11 protein-coding genes are annotated in these 14,815 nt (G+C 64.2%); 9 read left to right on the top strand and 2 right to left on the bottom strand.

Annotation, left to right across the window (positions count from 1 at the left end):
• Positions 1 to 86: 86 nt before the first annotated feature.
• On the bottom strand, positions 87 to 1,280 hold the full coding sequence (locus U5782_RS38595; protein ID WP_322049116.1) for a M20 aminoacylase family protein: 1,194 nt from the start codon (positions 1,278 to 1,280) through the stop codon (positions 87 to 89).
• A gap of 228 nt (positions 1,281 to 1,508) precedes the next feature.
• Here U5782_RS38595 and U5782_RS38590 point away from each other — a divergent pair, with 228 nt between their 5' ends.
• Together U5782_RS38590 and U5782_RS38585 are read left to right on the top strand one after the other, a co-directional pair.
• A complete protein-coding gene (locus U5782_RS38590; RefSeq protein ID WP_322049115.1) occupies positions 1,509 to 3,587 on the top strand; it encodes a molybdopterin oxidoreductase family protein in 2,079 nt (692 codons plus the stop codon).
• A gap of 148 nt (positions 3,588 to 3,735) precedes the next feature.
• Complete coding sequence (locus tag U5782_RS38585) at positions 3,736 to 5,412, top strand: long-chain fatty acid--CoA ligase (protein WP_322049114.1); 1,677 nt, start codon at positions 3,736 to 3,738, stop codon at positions 5,410 to 5,412.
• A gap of 136 nt (positions 5,413 to 5,548) precedes the next feature.
• Here U5782_RS38585 and U5782_RS38580 read toward each other — a convergent pair whose 3' ends face one another.
• Entirely contained in the window at positions 5,549 to 6,733 is a 1,185-nt protein-coding gene (locus tag U5782_RS38580; protein ID WP_322049113.1) for a porin, read from the bottom strand.
• 336 nt (positions 6,734 to 7,069) lie between these two features.
• On the opposite strand from U5782_RS38580, the gene coq7 reads away from it, so the two are divergent.
• The 7 genes from coq7 to U5782_RS38545 all read left to right on the top strand — a co-directional run bounded on the left by coq7 (position 7,070) and on the right by U5782_RS38545 (position 14,815).
• Entirely contained in the window at positions 7,070 to 7,762 is a 693-nt protein-coding gene (coq7, locus tag U5782_RS38575; RefSeq protein ID WP_322049112.1) for a 2-polyprenyl-3-methyl-6-methoxy-1,4-benzoquinone monooxygenase, read from the top strand.
• A gap of 400 nt (positions 7,763 to 8,162) precedes the next feature.
• The gene (gene mraZ, locus U5782_RS38570) at positions 8,163 to 8,591 is read left to right on the top strand and encodes a division/cell wall cluster transcriptional repressor MraZ (RefSeq protein WP_027818006.1); all 429 of its coding nucleotides are present in this window, start codon (positions 8,163 to 8,165) and stop codon (positions 8,589 to 8,591) included.
• A gap of 18 nt (positions 8,592 to 8,609) precedes the next feature.
• Complete coding sequence (gene rsmH, locus U5782_RS38565) at positions 8,610 to 9,563, top strand: 16S rRNA (cytosine(1402)-N(4))-methyltransferase RsmH (protein WP_322049111.1); 954 nt, start codon at positions 8,610 to 8,612, stop codon at positions 9,561 to 9,563.
• A complete protein-coding gene (gene ftsL / locus U5782_RS38560) occupies positions 9,560 to 9,922 on the top strand; it encodes a cell division protein FtsL (RefSeq protein ID WP_322049110.1) in 363 nt (120 codons plus the stop codon). Before rsmH ends, ftsL begins: the two co-directional genes overlap by 4 nt.
• Positions 9,919 to 11,832 carry a penicillin-binding protein 2 gene (locus U5782_RS38555; protein ID WP_322049109.1) on the top strand — a complete coding sequence of 638 codons (1,914 nt, stop codon included), beginning with the start codon at positions 9,919 to 9,921 and terminating at the stop codon, positions 11,830 to 11,832. Before ftsL ends, U5782_RS38555 begins: the two co-directional genes overlap by 4 nt.
• The gene (locus U5782_RS38550) at positions 11,829 to 13,394 is read left to right on the top strand and encodes a UDP-N-acetylmuramoyl-L-alanyl-D-glutamate--2,6-diaminopimelate ligase (RefSeq protein WP_322049108.1); all 1,566 of its coding nucleotides are present in this window, start codon (positions 11,829 to 11,831) and stop codon (positions 13,392 to 13,394) included. Before U5782_RS38555 ends, U5782_RS38550 begins: the two co-directional genes overlap by 4 nt.
• Positions 13,391 to 14,815: a UDP-N-acetylmuramoyl-tripeptide--D-alanyl-D-alanine ligase gene (locus U5782_RS38545; protein ID WP_322049107.1), complete on the top strand. Its 1,425-nt coding sequence runs from the start codon at positions 13,391 to 13,393 to the stop codon at positions 14,813 to 14,815. The genes U5782_RS38550 and U5782_RS38545 overlap by 4 nt, the downstream gene beginning before the upstream one ends.

Below are 14,815 nucleotides of genomic sequence, written 5' to 3'. Positions count from 1 at the left end.
TACGCGCGTGAAAAGGCGTCGCCGAAATGCGCCCACAAAAAAGCCGTCCCCGAGGGACGGCTTTTTGCATTAAACCTCACCCCAACCTATTTCTGCGCAAGAAATTTCGTCGCCAGATTCACCCAATACGACGATCCAACCGGCAGCAGTTGATCGTTGAAGTCATAGCTGGCGTTGTGCAGCATGCAAGGCCCCGCGCCGTGGCCGGAGTCGCGATGTCCGCCATCGCCATTGCCGAGAAACGCGTAGCAGCCCGGCTTTTCCAGCAGCATGAACGAGAAGTCCTCGGCGCCCATGGTCGGCTCGACGTGATCGTCGACGCGGTCGGCGCCTACGACTTCCCGCATCACCTCCGCCGCAAACTGCGTTTCCGCGCTGCTATTCACCGTCGGCGGATAGTTGCGCAGGAAACTCACCTCGACGGAACATTCGTACGCCTCGGCCGTGTTCTCGGCGATCTTGCGCAGGCGCGCTTCGATCAAATCGAGCGTTTCCGTCGTGAACGTGCGTACCGTGCCCGCAAGCCAGGCGGTATTCGGCACCACATTCACGGCGTCGCCGGCATGAATCTGCGTAATCGACAGCACCGCGGTATCGAGTGGCTTCTTGTTGCGCGTGATGATGCTTTGCAGCCCGTTGGCGATCTGCACGGCGGTAAAAACCGGATCGCGTCCATTGTGCGGCAGCGCGGCATGCGACCCAACGCCGCTGATGTCGATACGAAACTCGTTGCTCGACGCCATGATCGGCCCTTCGGTCACGCCGAAGAACCCGGCCGGCATCCCGGGCCAGTTGTGGATGCCGAACACTGCGTCGACGGGAAAGCGCTCGAACAGTCCATCTTCGATCATGGCTCTCGCACCCGCACCGCCTTCCTCCGCGGGTTGGAAAATGAACACGATGGTGCCGTCGAACTGGCCGTGCTGCGCGAGATACTGTGCGGCACCCAGCAGCATGGCCGTATGGCCATCATGCCCGCAGGCGTGCATCTTGCCGTCGTTGTGCGAACGATGATCGAAGGTGTTGAGTTCCTGAATGGGCAGTGCATCCATGTCGGCGCGCAGCCCGACCGAACGCGTGCCGCTGCCGCGTTTGAGCACGCCGACGACGCCCGTTTTGCCCAACCCGCGATGCACCTCGATCCCCCATTCGGCGAGCTTGGTGGCAACGAGCTCGGCCGTGCGGGTCTCTTCGTAACGCAGTTCGGGGTGGGCGTGGATCGTTCGTCGTAGGCCCTGGATTTCTCCCTGGGCGGCCTGGATTTCCGGGATCAGTTTCATGGCTGACTCATGACTATCAATCGGACTATGAAGCGGACTATGAAGCGCCGATGTCACAGCCGACAATGCGCGGGAATAGGAGCGCCCGCCCTGAACGGATGGCGGGTCTGGATGGATCATTTTACGCCCAAGCTCTTTTTTCGCGGCACCAGCCCGAGTGCACATCGGTAGCTTGTGCTGAACATAATAAAATCACGCCATCGATAGCCCCTTGCGACACGCATCCTCATGAACGCCCGAGCCGAATTTGCCCGCGCAGTCTGTCCCCACGACTGCCCCGACACCTGCGCGATGCGCGTCACCGTCGAGAACGGTCGCGCGATCAAGGTGAGCGGTGACCCCGAGCATCCGCCGACCCAGGGCGTGCTCTGCACGAAGGTCACGCGCTACGCCGAACGCGTGCACCATCCGAAGCGCCTGACGCAGCCGATGAAGCGCGTCGGACGCAAAGGGGAGGGACGTTTCGAGCCGATCAGCTGGGACGAGGCGTGTGAAATCGCCGCCACGCGACTCGGCGAAATTGCGCAGCGCGCGCCCGAAGCGATTCTGCCGTACAGCTATGCGGGCACGATGGGCCTCGTTCAGGGCGACAGCATCGCGCAACGCTTCTTCCACAGGCTCGGCGCGTCGCGGCTCGATCGCGCGATCTGCGCGGCGGCGGGCGCGGCGGGCCTGCGCTACACCTACGGTTCGAGCCTTGGCATGCTTACCGAGCATTTCGCCGAAAGCGAAGTCATCCTGATCTGGGGCGCGAACCCGATCGCCTCGAATCTGCACTTCTGGACCCGCGCCCAGGAGGCCAAGCGCAACGGTGCGAAGCTGATCGCGATCGACCCGTATCGATCGCTCACGGCTGAGAAGTGCCACCAGCACATTGCGCCGAAGCCCGGCACCGACGGCGCACTCGCGCTTGGCATGATGCATGTGCTGATCACCGAAGACCGGCTCGATCATGATTACATCGCCGCCCATACGCACGGTTACGAGCAACTGAAGGCGCGTGCGCTGACCTACACGCCCGCGCGCGTGGCGCAGATCTGCGGCATCGACGAGCAGACCGTCGTCGACCTCGCGCGCCTCTATGCATCCACGCGCAAGGCGGCGATTCGCATGAACTACGGCTTGCAGCGTGTGCGCGGCGGCGGCAACGCCGTGCGCGCGATCGCCTGTCTGCCCGCGCTGACAGGGGCCTGGCGCGATCGTGCGGGTGGCGTACTGCTGTCGTCGTCGGGTTGGGCGCCGGTCGATGCGAACGCCCTGCAACGTCCCGACCTGATACCTGGCTGGCCGACGCATCAGCCGCGCATCGTCAACATGAACCAGATCGGCGATGCGCTCACGCATGCGGGCGACGCGCAATTCGGTCCGAAGATCGAGGCGATCGTGGTCTACAACTCGAATCCGGTGGCGGTCGCGCCGGAGTCGGCGAAGGTGGCGGCGGGCTTCGCGCGCGAGGACCTTTTCACGATCGTGCTCGAGCAATTTCAGACCGATACCGCGGATTACGCCGATCTGCTGCTGCCCGCGACGACCCAACTCGAACATCTCGACGTCCACAAGTCCTACGGCCACACGCACGTGATGGCGAATCTGCCGGCTATCGCACCGGTGGGCGAGGCGCGACCAAATACGGAAATCTTCCGCTCGATCGCCCGCGCGATGAAACTGACCGAGCCCGCGCTGTTCGAGAGCGACGAAGAAGTGGCCGCCTGCGCATTCGATTGGCGCGACCCCGCGTTCAATGGCGCAGACTGGACAGCGCTCAAGCAGAACGCCTGGCTTAAGCTCAATATCGCCGATGCCCCGTTCGCCGATGGCGGCTTTCGCACGCCCACGGGCAAGTGCGAGTTCTACAGCGAGGCGCTCGCCAAGGCCGGCCTCGATCCGCTACCCGACTACCTGCCGCCGCACGAGTCTGCCGATCACGCGCCCGAACTCGCCGCGCGTTATCCGCTCGCGATGATCTCGCCGCCCGCACGCAACTTCCTGAACAGCACGTTCGTGAATGTCGAAAGCCTGCGTGCGACCGAAGGCGAGCCGCATGTCGATCTGAATCCCGTCGATGCTGCCCAGCGCCATATTGCCGATGGCGATCAGGTGCGCATCTTCAACGATCGCGGCTCGATGCAGGCGCGGGCACGCGTCTCCGAGCGTGCCCGCGAAGGCCTCGTCGTGGGGCTGTCGATCTGGTGGAAGAAGCTCGCGCCGGACGGCCGCAATGCCAACGAAGTGACAAGCCAGGCGCTCACCGATCTAGGTGGCTCGGCCACGTTCTACGATTGCCTCGTGGAAGTCGAAGCCGCGTAAACCCTTAACCAATCACGCCAAAAAATCGCCCCCGCGCATTTCGAGGGGGCTTTCTAACTCGCTGATTCGTGGAAGAAAAGCGCAGATCGCATGCTACGATCGGCGTTTTAGCACGACCATTCGAAAATAACTGAAGAGGAGACGCCGCATGGATAAAGTCTGGCTGAAATCGTACCCGCCTGGCGTTCCCGCGGAAATCGACGCGAGCCAATATGCGTCCATCACGGCGCTGCTCACGGAGAGTTTCAGCGCGAACCGGTCGAAGCCCGCCTTCGCGTGCATGGGCAAGACCCTCACCTACGGTCAGCTCGACGAACTCTCGAAGCGGCTCGCCGCGTGGTTCCAGTCGCGCGGTCTCGCGCGCGGCGCTCGCATCGCCATCATGATGCCGAACGTGCTGCAATATCCGGTCGCACTGGCCGCGGTTTTGCGCGCAGGCTATGTCGTGGTGAACGTGAACCCGCTCTACACGCCGCGCGAACTCGAACATCAACTCAAGGACAGCGGCGCCGAGGCGATCATCGTCCTCGAGAATTTCGCGGCCACGGTTCAGGCCGTCGTGGCGCAGACGCGCGTGAAGCATGTCGTCGTGGCGTCGATGGGCGACCTGCTTGGCGCCGCCAAGGGCTTCATCGTCAATTTCGTCGTGCGCCGTGTGAAGAAGATGGTGCCCGCATGGGACTTGCCGGGCCACGTGCGCTTCAACGATGCGCTCTCGGCGGGCGCGCGGGCGAGCTTCAAGCCGGTCGAGCAGAGCCCTGACGACGTCGCCTTCCTCCAGTACACGGGCGGCACGACCGGCGTGTCGAAAGGCGCGACGCTGCTCCATCGCAACCTGATCGCCAACGTGCTGCAATCGGCCGCCTGGACCGAGCCGGCGCTCGCGCGCCTGCCCGCAGGCACGCAGCCGGTGACGGTCGCGGCGCTGCCGCTCTATCACGTGTTCGCGCTGACGGTCTGCGGTCTGCTGACGATGCGCACGGGCGGTCTGGCGGTGCTGATTCCGAATCCGCGCGATATCGCCGGCATGATCAAGGAGCTGAACGGCTACTCGATCACGACGTTCCCGGCGGTCAACACGCTCTACAACGCGATCCTCAATCACCCCGATTTCGACAAGCTCGACTTCTCGCATCTGCTGGTGGCGAACGGCGGCGGCATGGCCGTGCAGGAAGCCGTGGCCAAACGCTGGTACGAGCGCACGCAAACGCCGATCGTCGAAGGCTATGGTCTCTCGGAGACGTCGCCCAGCGTGACCTGCAATCCGACCACGGCGACCGAGTACACGGGCACGATCGGTTTGCCGCTGCCATCCACCGAGATTTCGATTCGCGACGACAGCGGCAACGAACTGCCCGTCGGCGAGGCGGGTGAGATCTGCATTCGCGGGCCGCAGGTGATGGCGGGCTACTGGCAGCGTCCGGAGGAAACGGCGAAGGTCATGACCGCCGACGGCTTTTTCAAGTCCGGCGATGTGGGCGTGATGAACACGCGCGGCTATATCAAGCTCGTGGATCGCAAGAAGGACATGATTCTGGTCTCGGGTTTCAACGTCTATCCGAACGAAGTCGAGGACGTGGTCGCCAAGCTGCCCGGCGTGTTCGAAGTCGCCGCGGTCGGCGTGCCTGACCAGCATTCGGGCGAGGCGGTGAAGCTCTTCATCGTCAAGAAGGACCCGGGTCTGACCGACAAGGACGTGTTCGAGTACTGCAAGACGCAGCTCACCGGCTATAAGCGTCCGAAGCTCATCGAGTTCCGCAACGATCTGCCGAAGAGCAATGTCGGCAAGATCCTGCGACGCGAATTGCGCGACAGTCGCGTATAAGCGCATCGCCGCCCGCGCCGCTCAGGCGACGAGCGACGAAGGCCCGCCCGTAAGGGCGGGCTTTTCTTTTTGCGGTGTGCGCAGGCAAGAAAAAAGGCGCCCGCAGGCGCCTTCGAGACTGAAACGGCTGTTTTTCTTAGAACTTGTGGCGGATACCGACGCGCGCCGTGAACTGGTTCTGGTTCGACGAACCGGTCAGGTTGTTGATGTTTGCCGTGGCGTCGACGAGTTCGCCAGCGGCATTGAGCGTTTCGCCCAGTGCATGCTGGTACACGCCGACCACGTAGACGTCGGTGCGCTTCGAGAGGAAGTAGTCCACGCCAACCGCGCCTTGATGGTACTGGGCACGCGAAGCGCCGTCGATCGACGCGCCGCGCGTGTAGTCATAGGCGGCGCCGACCAGCAGGGCCGGGGTCAGCTGATACTTGAAGTTGACTTCGGCGTTGTTGAACGTCGCCGACTGGCCGCGGTAACCCGCGATCGCTGCGTTCGAGAAGGTCGAGCCGAGGTTCGCGAAGCGGATGTTCGAATACGTGAGGCCGAACGTCGCTGCGCCGAACGTGTAGGCACCGCCCGCGCCGATCACCTGGTAGGTGTTCGCCGACGAGAAGCCCGCGAAGACCGCCGACGTCACCGCTGCGCTGGGGGCAGCGATCGTGCCGCTGTTGTTGAACATACCGCCCGACGCTGCCGGCGTGCGCGCGTTCAAATAGGCGAGGCCGAGGGTCAGCGGGCCGTTGGCGTAACCTGCGCCCACCGAGAAGATCTGGTTGTGGGTGAAGTCGCCTGCTGCGCCGCCGAAGCTGTACGTGCCGCCAAAGGTCAGGCCAGCGTAGTTCGCGCTGGTGTACTTGACCGTGTTGTTGGTGCGGTACGCGTTGTTGAAGTTGTCGAGGTCGCCCGGGTGAGCAGCGATGTAGCCGCCCCACTGATCGCCGACTTCGAGCGGGCCGACGTAGTCGACCACGGAGTCGTACTGGCGACCCAGCGTGACCGAGCCGAACTGTGCGCTGTTCAGGCCGACATACGCCTGACGACCGAACAGGAGACCACCCTGCAAGGATTTGCCGTTGTTCACGTCAAAGCCGCTTTCGAGCACGAAGATCGCCTTGAGACCGCCGCCCAGGTCCTCAGCACCGCGCAAACCCCAACGGCTGCCTTGAAGCACGCCGCTCGACAGGTTGTACAGGTGCTTGCCGCCCGAGTTCGTGTTGAGGTTGAAACCTTCGTCGATGATGCCGTACAGCGTGACGCTGCTCTGAGCGTGGGCGACGCCCGCGAACGCACCCATCGCGGCGAGCGCGAGAAGCGACTTCTTCATTGAATGATCTCCAGTATCTTGATGCTTTTATGCGTCTTTTTAACAAGGCCGATTTATTGGTTTGCGCTGGCCTTGCGATCGAACTTCGCGAGAAGTTGACACGTAATGTAACAAAAGGGTTTAGGGCGACAAAGGAAAAGCCAGACGCACGTAAGTACCTGTTTCGTTTACACAACATGGTCTAGAATATGCGCCTGGATATCGGAGCAGCCCCTGATTGACGGGCCTGTGAGTGTTCCTGTAGAGATTTTTGAACGGCCGGTCGGTTGGTCATTGGGCGGCCCTGAGTCAACCTGTCAGGTGGCCCGTTTTGCCGTCGGTATGGAGGAAGGCTGGATGATGTTTGACGAATTGATTACCGAGTTCGATCGCGGCCTGCGCTCGATCACTGGCGTGTCGCGCATGTCGCGGCCGATGCCGCAACCTTCTCCCGACGCCACGGCCGCGCAAGTCGCGACCGCCGATGCTGCGGTGGCCACGGGCGGCGCCGTTGAAGCGCCGCTGCCGGGTGAGCTCACGTCTGCCGAGCGCGCGCATGCAGCCGGTCTCATGCGCGTGAATCATGTCGGCGAAGTGTGCGCGCAGGCGCTCTATCAGGCGCAAAAACTCGCCACGCGCTCGCCCACGCTCAAGGCAGCCTTCGAACACGCCGCGCGCGAGGAGGAAGACCATCTGGCGTGGACCGCGCGCCGCCTTGAGGCGCTCGATTCGCGGCCCAGCCTGCTCAATCCGCTCTGGTACGCGGGGGCGCTTGCGATTGGACTCGCGGCGGGACGTCTGGGCGACAAGGTGAGTCTCGGTTTCATGGCCGAGACCGAGCGCCAGGTCGAACATCACCTCGACAGCCACCTCGACGCACTGCCGCCGGCGGACCTCGAATCGCGCGCCATCGTCGAACAGATGCGCACCGACGAGATTGCCCATGCGAAGTCGGCGACCGACCTCGGTGGCGTCGAATTGCCGCTGCCGTTGCGCTCGCTCATGCGCGTCGCATCGAAGGTGATGACCCGCACCGCCTACTATATTTAAGCCGCACTTTGAGATGTCCACGCGGGCCGGTATGCTTCGCCGGTCCGTGTCTTGCACCGCCTTTCACCGCATTCCATCGTCCCGTCTAAACCCCGCCAAGCCCCCGCACCATCGCGGTTTTTACCGCGCATTTCACGTATCACCTTCACAACCCGCGTTAGCTCATTCATTCATAACGGTTTTTGGTTTTAGTGCTGACTTGAACAGGTGCCGCTAAGTCCTTGTTCTATCGGATAAATTTCGTCAAAAAACGTGCCGCCCACCTTGACCCTCGAAAGGCGTTCCTCTAAAGTGGGAGACAGTGTGAGAAAGTGTATTTTTGTGTGATTTCAGAGATGTATTCGGGTAAATTTCCTGAGATTTAGACGGGCGGCGAGCGGCGCCGCGCAAGGGGAGCAAATTGTTCCAGGGGGCGTCGGCGCTAACTCTCGATGCGAAAGGACGGATGTCGATTCCGTCGCGCTATCGGGACGCGCTGCAACAACAGGCAGAAGGCCGGGTGACGATCACCAAGCACCCGGACGGCTGCCTGTTGCTATTTCCGCGCCCCGAATGGGAAGTGTTCCGCGCGAAAGTCGCGGCCTTGCCAATGGACGCGCACTGGTGGCGCCGCATCTTTCTCGGCAACGCGTCGGACGTCGATCTCGACAGTGCGGGCCGCGTGCTCGTTTCACCTGAATTACGTCTCGCAGCAGGAATGGAAAAGGAAGTCATGCTGCTTGGCATGGGTAGTCATTTTGAGTTGTGGGATGCGCAAACCTACGCCGCGAAGGAACAGGCGGCGATGGCTCAAGGCATGCCCGACGCCTTGAAGAATTTCACGTTCTGATCGCGGTTTAAAAACGCTATGGCATCTGCGATGGGACAAGGATTGCAGCATCGCACGGTGCTGCTCGATGAAGCGGTCGATGCGCTCGTGACGCGCGCGGACGGCGTCTATGTGGACGGCACGTTCGGGCGTGGCGGGCACAGTCGCGCCGTGCTCGGCCGGCTTGCGGAAGGCGGCCGGCTGATTGCGTTCGACAAGGACCCGCTGGCGATCGCCACTGCCGAACAGGTAGGCGACGCGCGGTTCTCGATCGTCCACGAAAGTTTTGCTTCACTGCGCGACGCCTTGACGGAGCGCGGGGTAGGGCGTGTGTCGGGTGTACTGCTGGACCTGGGCGTGTCGTCGCCGCAAATCGACGATCCGGAGCGGGGTTTCAGCTTCCGCGCCAATGGTCCGCTCGACATGCGGATGGACCCGACGCGCGGCGAGTCCGCTGCCGACTGGCTCGCGCGGGCCACGTTGCAGGAACTGACGGAGGTGATTCGAGATTATGGGGAAGAACGGTTTGCTTTTCAGATTGCAAAGGCGCTTGTTGCTCGCCGGGCAGAGTCCGACCGTCTCGGGCCTCTCGACAGCACGGGCGAGCTTGCCCAAATCGTGGCTAACGCCGTCAAAACCCGTGAGAAGGGTAAGGACCCGGCAACCCGCACCTTTCAAGCTATACGGATTCACGTCAATCAAGAGCTTGCGGAGCTGCAGGTCGTTCTAGAAGCCGCATTGTCGTTGCTGGAACAGGGAGGGCGGCTCGTGGTCATCAGCTTCCATTCGCTGGAAGACCGTATCGTCAAGCGGTTCATGCAGGCGAACGCCACGGCGCCCGCCATCGATCGCCGCTTGCCGATTCGTGCCGTCGATCTGCCCAGCCCGCCCCTGAAGCTGCTCGGACGCGTATTCGCGAGCGACGAAGAAGTCGCCGCGAATCCGCGCGCCCGCTCGGCCGTGATGCGCATTGCGGAGCGCGTCACGCCATGAATCGCCTGAACATCTTCCTGCTGATCGTTGTCATGGGCTGCGCCTTGTCGGTCGTCAATGCCACCAATCAGCAGCGGCAGATCTTCATCCAGTTGCAACGTGCGCAGTCGCAGGAGCGTCAGCTCCAGCAGGACTACGCACAGCTTCAATATCAGCAGAGCGCGCTGTCGCGGACGTCGCGCGTCGAACAGATCGCTACCGATTCGCTCAAGATGCAGCCCGTGACGACCGGACGCACGCAATACCTGACGCTAGCCCCAGGTGACACCACGGCCGTGGATGCACCCGTGCCCGTTTCCGCGCCTGCGATGGCGTCGGCCCCGGCCAGCGCCAACGGCCGCCGTGGAGGCGCGCGATGAAAAAGGGCAATAGCCGCAAGAGCGTCGCCTTCAGCGCCAATCCGATTCTCTCCGTGCGCCTGCCGATGTGGCGCTCGAAGCTCGTTGTCTTCATGTTGTTCATGGCGTTCGTCGCGCTCGCCGCACGCGCGTTCTGGATCCAGGGCCCGGGCAACGCCTTCTATCAGAAGCAGGGCGAGAGCCGCTATCAGCGCACCCTCGAGTTGCCCGCCACGCGCGGCAAGATTCTCGACCGCAATGGCCTCGTGCTTGCCACGAGCCTGCCCGTGCGCGCGATCTGGGCGATCCCCGAAGCCGTACCCGACGATCTGGGCGCCGACAAGCTGAACCAGCTCGGCAAGCTGCTCGACATGTCCAACAAGGATCTGCGCGCCAAGCTTTCCGAGGACAAGACCTTCGTCTACGTGAAGCGTCAGGTGCCGCTCGACGTCGCGCAGCAGATCACCGCGCTCGACATCCCCGGCATCTATCAGCGCAACGAGTACAAACGTTTCTACCCGGAAGGCGACGTCACGGCCCATTTGATCGGCTTCACGAATGTGGAAGACGAAGGCCAGGAAGGCGTCGAATTGTCGGATCAGAAAATCCTCGCGGGCGTGCCGGGCATCCGTCGCGTCATCAAGGATCGCATGGGCCACATCATCGAGGATGTGGACGAAACGGTCGTGCCGCACGATGGCAAGGATGTCGAGCTGTCGATCGACAGCAAGATTCAATACATTGCGTATTCGAACCTGAAGGCCGCGGTCGAGAAGTTCAAGGCCAAGGCGGGCGCCGCGATGGTGGTGGATGTGCGCACGGGCGAAGTGCTCGCGCTCGTCAACTATCCCACCTACAACCCGAACGACCGCTCGCACCTGACCGGCGAGCAGTTGCGCAACCGCATTCTCACGGACGTGTTCGAGCCGGGCTCGATCATGAAGCCGTTCACGGTGTCGCTGGCCCTCGATTTGCACCGCGTCTCGCCGACTACACTGGTGGATACGGGTGGGGGCAAGTTCACCCTCGACGGCGCAACCATCACCGACGATGCCGGTTTTGGCGTGCTCACCGTGGGCGGCGTGATCCAGAAGTCGAGCAACATCGGCGCGACCAAGATCGCGATGACGCTCCGGCCCGAAGAGATGTGGAACATGTACACCAGCATCGGTCTCGGACAGGCGCCTAAAGTCGGGTTCCCCGGCGCGGCGCCGGGACGTCTGCGTCCGTGGAAAAGCTGGCGCCGCATCGAGCAGGCGACGATGTCGTACGGCTACGGCCTGTCGGTGTCGCTGTTCCAGCTCGCGCGCGCGTACACGGCCATCGCCCACGACGGCCAGATCCTGCCCGTGTCGATCTTCCGTCACCCCGGCGACGATCAGCCCGTGGTCGGCAGCCAGGTGTTCGCGCCGCAGACCGCGCGCGAAGTGCGCACGATGCTCGAAAGCGTGGTGTCGAAGCAGGGCACGTCGCCCGACGCCGCGGTGCCGGGTTACCGCGTGGGCGGCAAGTCCGGCACGGCCTACAAGCACGGCCCGCACGGCTACGACCGCTCGAAGTACCGCGCCTCGTTCGTCGGCATGGCGCCGATGCCGAATCCGCGCATCGTGGTCGCGGTCACGGTGGATGAGCCGACTGCGGGCAGCCACTTCGGTGGTGCGGTTTCGGGCCCGGTGTTCTCGGGCATCGTCGGCGATACGCTGCGCTCGCTCAACGTGCCGCCCGACATGCCGGTCAAGCAACTGGTCGTGTCCGACGACAGCGCCTCCGCGCCGACGGTAGCGAATGCGCCGAACGCATCGAACACGTCGAACGCCCAGGCTACGCCCGCAAAGCACGTCGCCAATACGCCTGCGGTCAAGAATCCGGCCGGCGCGCATCACATGACCGTCGCCGACAACGCTAAAACCCGACCCGGAGTCATCCGATGAGCGCCACGCGCACCCAGCATCCCGCGCACCGGCAGATCGCGGATGCACTCACGTGGCTGCGCGCGCGCATCGCGCCCGCAGCCAACCTGCACGCCGACACGCGCTCGCTCCAGCCGGGCGACGTGTTCCTCGCCTACGCCGTCGAAGGCGCGGATAACCGCGCGCATATCGAGAACGCGCTCGCGCGCGGCGCGGCGGCCGTGCTGTATCAGCCGGAAGGCTATAGCGGGCAATTCGACGCCACGCAGGCGCAAAACGCGCTGGCCGTGCCGCAACTCGACGTGCTCGCGGGCGAAATCTCCAGCGGCTGGTACGCCGATCCGAGCGATGCGATGCTCGTGGTCGGCGTGACCGGCACCAATGGCAAGACCTCGTGCAGCCAGTGGATCGCCTCGGCGCTCACGGCGATCGGCCAGAAGTGCGCGATTGTCGGCACGCTGGGCAGCGGCTTTGTTGGCCAGCTCGTGCACACCGGGTTCACGACGCCCGACGCGCCGCAACTGCAACGCTCGCTTGCGCAACTGCGCCAGCAAGGCGCGCAGGCCGTGGCGATGGAAGTGTCGTCGCATGCGCTGCATCAGGGCCGCGTGAACGGCACGTCGTTCGATATCGCGATCTTCACGAATCTCACGCAGGATCACCTCGATTATCACCACACCTTCGAAGCCTATGAGGCCGCGAAGGCGCGACTGTTCGCGTGGCCGGGCCTGCGCGCAGCTGTCATCAACGCCGACGACGCAGCGGGCCGACGCCTGATCGCCGCCACGCGCGGCACGGCGCGCACGATCGCGTACGGCATCGATACGCCCGCCGCCGACGCCCCTGTGGCCGACGCCTGGCTGTGTGCGAACAACGTGCGTGCGACCGCCACGGGCACGGCGTTCCATCTGGAAACGTCGGACTGGGGCGAGGCCAATGTCGAGGTGCAGACGCTCGGCCTCTTCAACGTGAGCAATCTGCTGGGCGTGCTCGGCGCGCTGCTGGCGGCGAACGTGCCGCTCGTCGCCGCACTCAACGAAATCGCGAAACTGCAGCCGGTGAACGGCCGCATGGAGCGCCTGGGCGGCCGCGCCGATCACGACGAACCGCTCGTCGTGATCGATTACGCACACACGCCCGACGCGCTCGAAAAGACGCTCGACGCGCTGCGCCCGATCGCCATCGCGCGTGGCGGCAAGCTCGTCTGCATGTTCGGCTGCGGCGGCGACCGCGACGCCACCAAGCGTCCGCTGATGGGCGCGATCGCCGAGCGTCTTGCCGATCAAACCGTCGTGACGAGCGACAACCCGCGCAGCGAAACGCCGGCCACGATCATCGACCAGATCGTCGGCGGCATGCGCGAACCCGCGAAGGCGCGCCGCATCGAGGACCGTGCAAGCGCGATCCTGCAAGCGGTGCGCGGCGCGGCCAAGGAAGACGTCATCGTGCTGGCCGGCAAGGGGCACGAGGCAACCCAGGAAATCATGGGCAAGAAGCGCGCGTTCTCCGATCAGGATCACGCGCGCCTTGCTCTCGCTGCCCGTCCGACTTCCGATCGGCATGGGCGCGGAGGCGGTGAATGACAATGCTTTCCCTGCGCGAAGCGGCGGCGCTGATTCCCGGCGCCAGCATTCTCGGCGACGAGAACGCGACCTTCGAGCGCATCTCGACCGATAGCCGCACGACCGGCCCCGGCGACCTGTTCGTCGCGCTCAAGGGCGACCGTTTCGACGCGCACGATTTCCTGCCTGAAGTGGCGGGCCGTCACGTGAGCGCGGCGCTCGTGTCGCGCAGCCCCGGCGACTGGCGCGTGCCCGCGCTGCGCGTGGACGACACGCGCACGGCGCTGGGTGCGCTCGCGCTCGGCTGGCGGCGGCGTTTTGCGATGCCGCTCGTCGCCGTGACGGGCAGCAACGGCAAGACCACGGTCAAGGAAATGATCGCGTCGATCTTTGCCGCGGCTGTTGGCGTCGACGAGCGTCTGGCGACCGCGGGCAACCTGAATAACGATATCGGCGTGCCGCTCACGCTGCTGCGCCTGAACGCCGCGCATCAGCTCGCCGTGGTCGAGCTCGGCATGAATCACCCGGGCGAAACGGCGCTGCTGGCGAAGTTCGCGGAGCCGACCGTGGCCGTGGTGAACAACGCGCAGCGCGAGCACCAGGAATTCATGGCGACGGTCGAAGCCGTCGCGCTCGAACACGCGAGCGTGATTCACGCGCTCAAGCCCGAAGGCACGGCCGTTTTTCCCGCCGACGACGCCTACGCCGGCATCTGGCGCGTGGCCGCGACAGGCTCGCAAGTGCTCGACTTCGCGCTGCATACGGACGAGCGCGCGGTGGACGCGGCGGTGACGGGCAAGCTCAGCGGCTCGCGCCTCGCGATCGCGACATCCGAAGGCCATGTCGAAGTCGAACTGCGGGTGCTCGGCGCGCACAACGCGCATAACGCGCTCGCCGCTACGGCGGCGGCGCTGGCCGCAGGTGTATCGCTCGATGCGATCCGTCGCGGTCTCGAAGCGTTCGAGCCGGTAAAGGGGCGTTTGCAGGTCAAACGCGCGGCGCTTGCGGAACTTGTTGGCGCCAAGGTGATCGATGACACCTACAACGCGAACCCCGATTCCGTGCGCGCGGCGATCGACGTGCTCGCTTCGCACACCGCGCCGCGCGTGCTGGTGCTCGGCGACATGGGCGAAGTCGGCGACGACGGCCCGGTATTCCATCGCGAGGTGGGCGCCTACGCGAAGGAACGCGGCATCGACGCGCTCTACACGCTCGGCGACGCCGCACGCGACATCTCGACGGCATTCGGCGCCAACGCGCTGCACGCCGCCGACGTGAGCGAGCTGGTTCGCGCACTCGCCGGCGCCGGTTACGGTTCTGGCGCAACGATCCTCGTGAAAGGCTCGCGCTTCATGCAGATGGAGCGCGTCGTAGCTGCGTTGACAAACCCGCTCACGAATCCGCAATCCACCGCACCGGACGCAGCGTCCGGCGCGCACTGA

Origin of the sequence: Paraburkholderia sp. J67 (assembly GCF_905220265.1) — a bacterium.
Lineage (GTDB): Bacteria > Pseudomonadota > Gammaproteobacteria > Burkholderiales > Burkholderiaceae > Paraburkholderia.
Note: the sequence above shows the minus strand (reverse complement) of the source record. Positions and strands in the feature narration are given on the sequence as shown.

Excerpts from the sequence above, each read along its gene's own strand:
- U5782_RS38590 (WP_322049115.1), top strand. The coding sequence starts at position 1,509 with ATGAACGCCCGAGCCGAATTTGCCCGCGCAGTCTGTCCCCACGACTGC.
- U5782_RS38595 (WP_322049116.1), bottom strand. The coding sequence starts at position 1,280 with ATGAAACTGATCCCGGAAATCCAGGCCGCCCAGGGAGAAATCCAGGGC.
- ftsL (WP_322049110.1), top strand. The coding sequence starts at position 9,560 with ATGAATCGCCTGAACATCTTCCTGCTGATCGTTGTCATGGGCTGCGCC.
- U5782_RS38585 (WP_322049114.1), top strand. The coding sequence starts at position 3,736 with ATGGATAAAGTCTGGCTGAAATCGTACCCGCCTGGCGTTCCCGCGGAA.
- U5782_RS38580 (WP_322049113.1), bottom strand. The coding sequence starts at position 6,733 with ATGAAGAAGTCGCTTCTCGCGCTCGCCGCGATGGGTGCGTTCGCGGGC.
- U5782_RS38555 (WP_322049109.1), top strand. The coding sequence starts at position 9,919 with ATGAAAAAGGGCAATAGCCGCAAGAGCGTCGCCTTCAGCGCCAATCCG.
- U5782_RS38545 (WP_322049107.1), top strand. The coding sequence starts at position 13,391 with ATGACAATGCTTTCCCTGCGCGAAGCGGCGGCGCTGATTCCCGGCGCC.
- U5782_RS38550 (WP_322049108.1), top strand. The coding sequence starts at position 11,829 with ATGAGCGCCACGCGCACCCAGCATCCCGCGCACCGGCAGATCGCGGAT.
- coq7 (WP_322049112.1), top strand. The coding sequence starts at position 7,070 with ATGATGTTTGACGAATTGATTACCGAGTTCGATCGCGGCCTGCGCTCG.
- rsmH (WP_322049111.1), top strand. The coding sequence starts at position 8,610 with ATGGCATCTGCGATGGGACAAGGATTGCAGCATCGCACGGTGCTGCTC.